The organism is Glaesserella sp. (genome assembly GCF_041817755.1).
GTDB lineage: Bacteria > Pseudomonadota > Gammaproteobacteria > Enterobacterales > Pasteurellaceae > Glaesserella.
In genome coordinates, this window is sequence record NZ_JBGYBX010000034.1 from 38917 (window position 1) to 47677 (window position 8761).

Consider the following 8761-nt stretch of genomic DNA (forward strand, 5'->3'; position numbering starts at 1 on the left):
TTAGCCTCGATTCGCATTCTTCATAATGCGCTGTTTCGCCACTTGCCATTCGCGGTCTTTAATGTCTTCACGTTTATCGTGCAGTTTTTTCCCTTTTGCCAAGCCGATTTTGATTTTCGCCCACGCATTTTTCCAATAAAGAGAGAGGGCAACGACGGTAAATCCGTCACGACTGACTTTACCGTAGAGAGAATCTAATTCACGCTTATTTAACAATAACTTACGCGTGCGGGTCGGATCGCATACGATATGGGTTGAAGCGACATTTAACGGCGTAATCGTACCGCCGAATAAAAAGGCTTCACCGTTGCGAAAGGTAACATAACTGTCGCCGATGTTCGCCTTACCCGCTCGTAGGGATTTCACTTCCCAGCCTTGTAATTCTAAGCCTGCTTCAATTTCTTCTTCGATAAAATACTCGTGTCTGGCTCGTTTATTTAAGGCGATCGTATTGGACGCTACTTTTGGTTTTTTACTCATTGTGTTGTTCTTTTAAGAAAAAATTGGCGGGAATTGTACCTTAAATGGAAAGAAGTTTGAATGACAAGCGGTCGGTTCCGCCGAATAATTTGCAAAAAATCCGGCAAAAACGACCGCTTGTAAGAAAACGGAAAGCATACTTTTCCGTTTAAACAAAAAACCCCACAAGCTTGGCTTATGAGGTTTTTCTCTACTGCATTCAGATAAAGGGATTAACCCATACCGTATTTTTTCAGTTTTTTGCGTAACGTGCCACGGTTGATGCCTAACATCGTTGCTGCACGGGTTTGGTTACCGCGGGTATATTGCATCACCATGTCTAACATCGGATGCTCAATTTCAGATAACACCAACTCGTACAATTCTGTTGGATCTTCACCATGTAACTGAGATAAATAATTCTTTAATGCTTGTTTTACATTGTCACGAAGTGGTTTGTTCACTTGTTGAGCTTGAGCGTTAAGCATCGCTACTGTTAATGGGTTTTGTGTAGATTGCTGTTCTAACATGTCCTTTATCCGGCTTATTAAGATTCCTGATGAATCGATTTCACAAAATCTCTCAATGCACTGAGCTGCTCCGTGGTGGAATCCAGCGCATTAAAAGTACGTCTAAAATTTGAATTTGGTTTAAATTGCTCGACATACCAACCAACATGCTTGCGGGCAATTCGATAGCCTTTCTCTTCCCCGTAGAATCGGTGGAGATCTTCAATGTGCCTAAGCATGATGCGGCATTTTTCATCAAGCGATGAAGTCGAAACGAGAAGTCCTTTCTCTAAGAAATATCCTATTTCCGAAAATAACCAAGGGCGACCTAAGCAGCCCCGCCCAATCATCACTGCATCAGCCCGTGTATAGTCAAGTACCTGTTTTGCTTTTTCGGCGGAGGTAATGTCACCGTTTGCAATAATCGGTAACGATACCGCTTCCTTTACCGCTTTGATGCTGTCATATTCGGCTTCGCCTTCAAATAAGCAACTTCTGGTACGACCATGAATGGTTAATGCAGAAATACCCGCTTGCTCCGCTATTCGGGCGATGTCAAGGCAATTTCGGTTTTCAGGATCCCAACCCGTTCTAATTTTTAGTGTCACTGGTACATCAACGGCATTCACCACGGCATCCAAAATGCGAGCGACCAAATCCGGTTCACGTAGCAGGGCGGAACCTGCCATTTTTTTGTTTACCTTCTTCGCCGGGCAGCCCATATTGATATCAATAATGTCTGCACCGTACTCGACATTGACTTTTGCCGCCATCGCCATTTCCGTAGGATCAGATCCCGCAATTTGCACGGCATTGATACCGATTTCATCATGATGCGCCAAGCGCAATTTTGATTTTTCGGTATGCCATACCTCTGGGTTCGTGGACATCATCTCCGAAAAAGTCAAACCTGCACCAAGCTGACTGCATAATCGTCGAAAAGGCTGGTCGGTAATACCCGCCATCGGAGCAAGGAAAATACGGTTTTGAATGTCATATTGTCCTATACGCATTAATTCGTCCGTTTGGTTAAATTTAAAACAATTTTTACGAGAGTGATTTCCAAATAAAAAGTACGGCTGAAAACCGTACTTTATTGCCGTCCCATGGTCAGTTATTCATCAAAGAACTCCTGACGAAGGAGGCGTATCATACGCATTTTTTTCGGCTTTTGGAAGCCTATTTATTCAGCAATTTTGATAAAGTTCAAAAATTATCAAATTATCGCCTTTTCTTACAACAAGGAAGAGCGATTTTTATTCAAAATATGCCCGATCAGGTTGACTACGCTGGATTCCACTTGTTCACCCAATCTTTGCGATAGCTTTTTCTTTTGATGATATTTGACTTCTACCACGTCTTTGTCTTTAACGGCTTGTAGAATTAAATCGTCACTGGTTGAAATCGCATCAACCAAATTTAACGCCAACGCCTGTTGACCGAACCAATGTTCGCCCGTGGCAATTTTGTCAATCTCCAACTGCGGTCGGTGTTCCGCAACAAACTGTTTGAACAAGGTATGCGTTTCTTCCAATTCTTGTTGGAATTTTTGTTTACCTTTTTCGGTATTTTCACCGACCAACGTGACGGTACGTTTGTATTCTCCCGCCGTCATGACGTCCACATCAATATCATGCTTTTTCAGCAAACGGTGGATGTTCGGCACTTGCGCCACCACACCGACGGAGCCGATCACCGCAAACGGTGCCGAAACAATGCGGTTCGCCACGCACGCCATCATGTATCCGCCGCTTGCCGCCACTTTATCGACGGCAACCGTCAGCGGAATCCGAGCATTCTTTAATCGTTGCAGTTGGGAAGCGGCAAGCCCGTAACCGTGTACCACGCCGCCCGGGCTTTCCAATTTCAGCAACACATCGTCCTTTTCCGGGTCGGCAAGGGTCAAAATCGCATCAATTTCTTTGCGTAATGCGCTAACACCGTGAGCCTGTATGTCGCCGTGGAAATCGATGACGAATAAACGAGGCTTACTCTTTTCCGCAGCAGATTCACCACCTTCTTTCAAGCGTTTTTTCTCGGCTTTCGCTTTTTCTTTTTCCGCTTTCTTTTCCAGTTTTTCCTGATGTTTTTGCTCCGCTTCGCTCAGAAAAAAACCGGCAAGCGCTTTATGCTGATCACGATATTTTTCGGTCAAATTGGTGATTTCAATTGCACCTTTTTCCGGTTGTTTACGACTGTCTAAAATGAGCATCACGACAACAGCGATAATGCCGAAGACCGTCAGTAATTCCAATAAAAAAATCCCGTAATTCAGTAAGACTTCTTTCCACATATACATTTCCTCTTTTATTTTTGTTTATACAAGCGGTCACTTTTTTGCAACATTTTGCAAAGATCAGACCGCTTGTATTAATAGCCCGTTTCGATCGGTAATTCGGCTCTCACCCAGCCTTCAAATCCGCCCTTTACGCTATATACCCGTTCATAACCTTGCTCGACCAAAAATTGCGCAGTGCCGCGGCTGCTGACACCGTGATAACAACTGACAATAATCGGTTGATCAAAATCATATTCGTCCTGAAAAACGCCGTAGCTGTGATTCGTCAAGTGAAACGCGCCTTGAGGGCGGCTGTAGCTAAATCGAATCGCATCCCGAATATCCACCAACACGGCATCTTCGCTTTGCATCATGTCCCACGCTTGTTGCGGGGTTATTTCAATGAATGTTTCTTCCATTTTGAGTCCGAATGAATTTCGAAAGGCGCGAATATAGCACTAAATTATGAATTGTACATCGATTCCGCTCAGAATTTATATTGAAATATCGATTCAATCCTATATAATAAGAACAATTCTCAAATGCGTGCATATTATCTTTTGCACGCATTTTTATTCCGATTTGTCTTATTTAGGGGAGCATGCTATGGCGCAACTTTTTGACTTTTTACAACGTTATATTGATTACATTATTCTCGGTTTATTGGCCTTGATGAGCGTCGTTTTGTTCGCTAAAGTTATTGAACGGGTACTGTTTTATAAAAAAGTCGATGTGAATAATTACGACACGTTGCAAGAGTTGGAAATTGATCTCACCCATAATCTCACTACTATTTCAACCATCGGTTCTAACGCTCCTTATATCGGCTTATTAGGTACCGTAATCGGGATTTTGTTAACCTTTTACCAACTCGGCAATTCGGGTGGTGAAATTGATGCGGCCTCCATCATGGTGCATTTATCGCTGGCGCTGAAAGCAACCGCCGTCGGTATATTGGTCGCCATTCCGGCAATGATGTTTTACAACGGATTCGGGCGTAAAGTAGAAGAAAATAAACTGAAATGGCAAGCCAATGCCGCCCGCCGAAACGCCTAAGCGGTCTGTGTCGACAACCTATTTATCGATTCGGAGAAATTGCCATGAAGAAATTTGACGAAATCAACATTATCCCCTTCATTGATATTATGTTGGTCCTTTTAGCCATTGTCCTCGTCACAGCATCATTCATTTCGCAAGGAAAAATTCCGGTCAATGTACCGAAAGCCTCGACGACTCAAGCGATGAAAGCCGATGAGTTGGCGAAACTACTGACACTTACCGAAAATAACGAATTTTTCTATAACGATAAGCCCATCACGAAAGAGGCGCTGAATACGGAAATTGCCACTTGGGATAAAACCCAAAAGGTGACGCTAAAAGTGGATGCGGCGGTGACATTTGAAAAATTTGTCGAACTGACCGATTTACTTGCGACCAATAATATTAAAAATGTCGCGATCGTAACGAAAAAAGAGAACGCCAAATAGGATGGGTCAATGAAAAAACGTTACTCCCGTATCGGCTTGGTTAGTTCGCTTGTTTTACACGGTACTGCATTTGCGGCGATCTTCGGTATGGTTTATACCTCAACGCCGCAGCCGCCGACGGAAGAAGTTACCAGCCTTTCTATGGAAATGCTTGCCGCCCGTTTGGAACAGGAGCAAGTTGCCGTTGCCGCCGAAGAACCTGTTCAAGAAGAGGTTAAAGAGCCTGAGCCGGTAAAAAAACCTGAGCCTGTTCCGGAAGCCGAACCAATTCCGGAACCAAAACCGGAGCCGCCTAAACCGAAAGAGAAGCCGAAAGAAAAACCAAAGGAAAAACCGAAAGAAAAGCCTAAAGAGAAACCAAAGGAAAAACCGAAAGAGAAACCAAAGGAAAAACCGAAAGAGAAACCGCCGGTGAAAGCGCTGGAAAAAGGTCCTGAGGCAAAACAAGGCGTTGTCGCCAAAGCAATCCCGAATGCCGTACAGGGCACAAAAAATCAAGAAGGAGTGGCTAACGGCTCTCCGAAAGGCAGCGGGACGCTAAACAGCGGTTCGGCAAGCGGCGGAGAAATCAATGCCTACAAAGCCCAATTGCAGCGCATGTTGCAACAACGCGCCAACAATGCTTATCCGCAGCGTGAAAAAATGATGCGCAAAACCGGTGTGGTGACGTTATCGTTCCGACTTTCTCCTTCCGGACAAGTCACGAGCGTGCAAGTGGTTAACTCATCGGGCAACGGCAACTTGGATGCCGCCGCAACGAAAGCAGCGCAAAGCACCAAAATGAATTCGCCACCGCCGCCGGGATTCCCGACCTCCTTAACGGTGCCGGTCAAATTCTCGATTCAATAAACGCAAAGCCCTTAGTTTTCAGCTAAGGGCTTTTCTTTTTAACTAAATATTTTGTCTCGGTACGGCATTTGGATAACCGAATTGCCGCCAAGCCTCGTAAACCACTACCGCTACGGCATTGGATAAATTCATGCTACGGCTGTCTTTACACATCGGTATGCGGATTTTTTGCGACATCGGTAGCGTATCCAAAATGGCGCCGGGAATCCCACGGCTTTCCGGCCCGAACATCAGAAAATCCCCCCGCTCATACTGTACGTCGCTATGGTTCGGCTCCCCTTTCGTCGTCAAGGCAAACAGACGTTTCGGTTTTGCTCTTTCTAAGAAATCATCAAAATTTTTATATTTCCGAATATCCACGAACTCATGATAATCCAAGCCCGAACGGCGTAATTTTTTATCGTCCCAAGCAAAGCCGAGGGGTTCGATCATATGCAAACGGAAACCACAATTGGCGCAAAGGCGGATAATATTCCCACTGTTTTGCGGGATTTCAGGTTCATATAACACAATATCTAACATAATCATCCTAGCGAAATCATTTTGCTTAAATTATGAAGTGAAATCCGCTTTAACGCAATGCAGACAATCCGTTATGCGTAACAAGCGGTCTGATCTGCGCCGTTTTTTGCAAAATAATGCCGACAACCGACCGCTTGTTACGAAAACTTAACCCGAACGAGAATACTACGGCTTCGGCCCTTTTCATCCGCCACGGAAAGTTGGTATTGACCACTGCTTTGGGGTTGCCATAATAATGGTTGATTCGGACTGCTGTCGCCTAAATAGCGGTTGTTCACAAACCAATACAAGGTGCTGACTTCCCCTGTCGTACTTGCCGTCAATGGGATCTTATCGTGACCGCCGCGGGTGAGAATATATTCTCGTTGCTTTTGAGGCGAGGTGATATTTAAGTGGTTATCCGTCAGTAATTGCAGGCTTTGATTATGCTGTAAATACGGGCACTGCGGATTAATAATCGGCTTGCGTTTCACTATGCCCGCTTGAGCAAATATTTTTTCAAATTCACTACTCCATATCTCATAGATCTTTTGTTCGCTTTTATCGGCTTGAAACGGCGGACAAGCCAATAAGTCGGTTCCGCGTTCCACTTGAAACGCTTGGTGAATTTGGCTAACTTTAATCGGTGATTTACCGGGAATAAATAATGTATTCATACTCTGTGTGCAATATTGATTCGGCAAATTACCGTCCGCCGCGCATACTTCCAGCGTTTTTAAATTCAAATCTTTATCACGGCGGATATCCGACATCGTCGGATAGCGCGCGATAATGTTATCGGCTAACTGTAAAAACAATGGTGTTGCCAACTCTCGCCCGATAAAGTGCGGGTTCGTTTTATTATTAAAATTTCCAAACCACACGACTAAAGTGAAATCACCGAAATAACCGACCGTCCAAGCATCACGCAAACCGTTGGAGGTGCCGGTTTTCCAATAAATCGGCAAAGAGGCGATAACGGATTTATTCTGTATATCCGTTCTCGGCGTCTTACTCAAGATATCGCTAACCATGACGGCACTTTCCCGACTGAACAACAGTTTCGCCAATGACGGCGGGCTGTTTTTCAGCCATCGTAACCGTTGCCACATGCCTTGATTCGCCAAAGCGGCATACAACTCCGCCAATTGTTGCGCCGTGAGTTCCGCACCGCCCAATACGAGCGATAGACCGTAGTGTGATTTGGCTTTCGGCAACGGCATATCCGCCTGTTGCAACAAATCGTAAAGGTCAAACGAGGTCAATTTGCTCGCCATGTCGATTGCCGGGATATTACGACTTTGAATTAAGGCATGTTCAAGGGTAACCGGGCCTAAAAAGTTACCTTCATAGTTTTCCGGCGTATAGTCATTGAATGAGGTCGGTAAGTCTTTCAATACGGTTTTCGGATGCGCTAATCCCTGATCAAACGCCAATGCATAAATAAATGGCTTTAGCGTCGAACCGTAAGAACGCTTCACTGCCGTACCGTTAATCTGCCCTGACATCTGCGGGTTCAAATAATCTCCCGAGCCGATTAGCGCTTTCACTTCCATATTGCGATGATTGAGCAGTAACACCGCTGCATTATTTACCCCTTTTCGGCTTTGCTGAGCCAAATAACGCTGTGTGATACGTTCGATTAAACCTTGCAATTGAGTATTTAGCGTCGTATGAAGCTGCGTTTCACTCGGGTACTGCTGCAATAGCTGATCGGTTAAATGCGGAGCGATAAACGGCAGTTTTTCTAACGGGCGTAACGGATAATTGAGTTGAAAATCACTCTGCCATTGACGATCTGTCGGGTGCGCCGTCAACCAACGTTGATAAAGCTGATTGCGCGCCTGCCATAATGCCGGGTTAAGCTGGTGATTATGTTGACGAATGTAAGCGGTCGGATTCTTGGGCAAAATTGCCAACGTCATCGCTTCGGCTAAATTCAGTCGTGAATTGGCTTTATTAAAATAAATCAAACTCGCCGTGCCGGCACCTTCGATATTGCGTCCATACGGAGCAAAATTGAAATAGGCTTCCAAAATCTCGGCTTTGGAATATTGCAATTCTAATTGTATCGCTCTGACTATTTGCTCGATCTTTCCCGTTAAAGTACGGCTGTCAATCCGCCATAAAATACGGGCCAGTTGCATGGTTAACGTTGAGCCGCCTTGCGGAGAATTCCCCAATAAATAGGTCTGTACGGCACCACGCGCTAAGCCGTACGGGTTTACGCCCAAGTGCCAATAAAACCATTGATCCTCTTGAAACAAGACGGCATTGACTAAATACGGAGAAATCTCGCTGAGCGGTGTCCATAAACGGTAGCGCTGATCATCCGCAGTGGTTAACCGGATTAGCTGATCTTGTTCGTCATAAACCGCCGTTGAGTAATCGAACCGCGCTTTTAACGGCGGATGAGGCAACAGGCGCACTATGACTGCAAAACAGAAGCCGCATAACAGGGCGTAGCCTATTCGACGAAACGCTTTTTTAAACCGAACGGATTGCATCATCATATTTGCAAAAAACTAAGCGAAACCGACCGCTTGTTGATCTGCCCCCCAAAAGTTGGACAGGTTACTCACGTAAATATTGAGCTCGGTATTGTGCCGGGCTCAATCCTTTTAAGTCGGGTTTAATTCGTTTTTGGTTGTAATACACCAAATATTCTTCAATTTCTG

General features: G+C 44.9%; 11 protein-coding genes. 3 read left to right on the plus strand and 8 right to left on the minus strand.

Annotation, left to right across the window (positions count from 1 at the left end; all coding sequences use genetic code 11):
* The 5 genes from smpB to glpE all read right to left on the minus strand — a co-directional run bounded on the left by smpB (window position 1) and on the right by glpE (window position 3665).
* Window positions 1-480, minus strand: coding sequence for an SsrA-binding protein SmpB (gene smpB, locus ACEYKX_RS04615; protein WP_373766280.1), 480 nt, complete (start codon window positions 478-480; stop codon window positions 1-3).
* A gap of 212 nt (window positions 481-692) precedes the next feature.
* Complete coding sequence (gene fis, locus ACEYKX_RS04620; RefSeq protein WP_373766279.1) at window positions 693-989, minus strand: DNA-binding transcriptional regulator Fis; 297 nt, start codon at window positions 987-989, stop codon at window positions 693-695.
* Between the two features lie 17 nt (window positions 990-1006).
* The gene (gene dusB / locus ACEYKX_RS04625) at window positions 1007-1981 is read right to left on the minus strand and encodes a tRNA dihydrouridine synthase DusB (RefSeq protein WP_373766278.1); all 975 of its coding nucleotides are present in this window, start codon (window positions 1979-1981) and stop codon (window positions 1007-1009) included.
* 221 nt (window positions 1982-2202) lie between these two features.
* On the minus strand, window positions 2203-3261 hold the full coding sequence (sohB, locus tag ACEYKX_RS04630; protein ID WP_373766277.1) for a protease SohB: 1059 nt from the start codon (window positions 3259-3261) through the stop codon (window positions 2203-2205).
* 77 nt (window positions 3262-3338) lie between these two features.
* Window positions 3339-3665, minus strand: a complete 327-nt coding sequence (gene glpE / locus ACEYKX_RS04635) for a thiosulfate sulfurtransferase GlpE (protein WP_373766276.1) — start codon at window positions 3663-3665, stop codon at window positions 3339-3341.
* Window positions 3666-3852: 187 nt separating this feature from the next.
* Here glpE and exbB point away from each other — a divergent pair, with 187 nt between their 5' ends.
* The 3 genes from exbB to ACEYKX_RS04650 are packed head-to-tail and all read left to right on the plus strand — an operon-like array spanning window position 3853 to window position 5582.
* Window positions 3853-4302 (plus strand): TonB-system energizer ExbB, encoded by a 450-nt coding sequence (gene exbB / locus ACEYKX_RS04640; RefSeq protein WP_373766275.1) that lies wholly within the window; start codon window positions 3853-3855, stop codon window positions 4300-4302.
* A 44-nt stretch (window positions 4303-4346) separates the two neighbouring features.
* The gene (gene exbD, locus ACEYKX_RS04645; RefSeq protein WP_373766274.1) at window positions 4347-4733 is read left to right on the plus strand and encodes a TonB system transport protein ExbD; all 387 of its coding nucleotides are present in this window, start codon (window positions 4347-4349) and stop codon (window positions 4731-4733) included.
* Window positions 4734-4742: 9 nt separating this feature from the next.
* Window positions 4743-5582 carry an energy transducer TonB gene (locus tag ACEYKX_RS04650; protein WP_373766273.1) on the plus strand — a complete coding sequence of 280 codons (840 nt, stop codon included), beginning with the start codon at window positions 4743-4745 and terminating at the stop codon, window positions 5580-5582.
* A 42-nt stretch (window positions 5583-5624) separates the two neighbouring features.
* Here the strand turns inward: ACEYKX_RS04650 and trmL are convergent, their stop codons facing one another.
* The 3 genes from trmL to ACEYKX_RS04665 all read right to left on the minus strand — a co-directional run.
* Complete coding sequence (gene trmL / locus ACEYKX_RS04655) at window positions 5625-6104, minus strand: tRNA (uridine(34)/cytosine(34)/5-carboxymethylaminomethyluridine(34)-2'-O)-methyltransferase TrmL (RefSeq protein ID WP_373766272.1); 480 nt, start codon at window positions 6102-6104, stop codon at window positions 5625-5627.
* Between the two features lie 137 nt (window positions 6105-6241).
* Window positions 6242-8596, minus strand: a complete 2355-nt coding sequence (gene pbpC / locus ACEYKX_RS04660) for a penicillin-binding protein 1C (protein WP_373766271.1) — start codon at window positions 8594-8596, stop codon at window positions 6242-6244.
* Between the two features lie 61 nt (window positions 8597-8657).
* Window positions 8658-8761, minus strand: a 104-nt coding sequence (locus ACEYKX_RS04665) for an IS3 family transposase (protein WP_373766557.1), incomplete at its 5' end; no start/stop codon positions are given.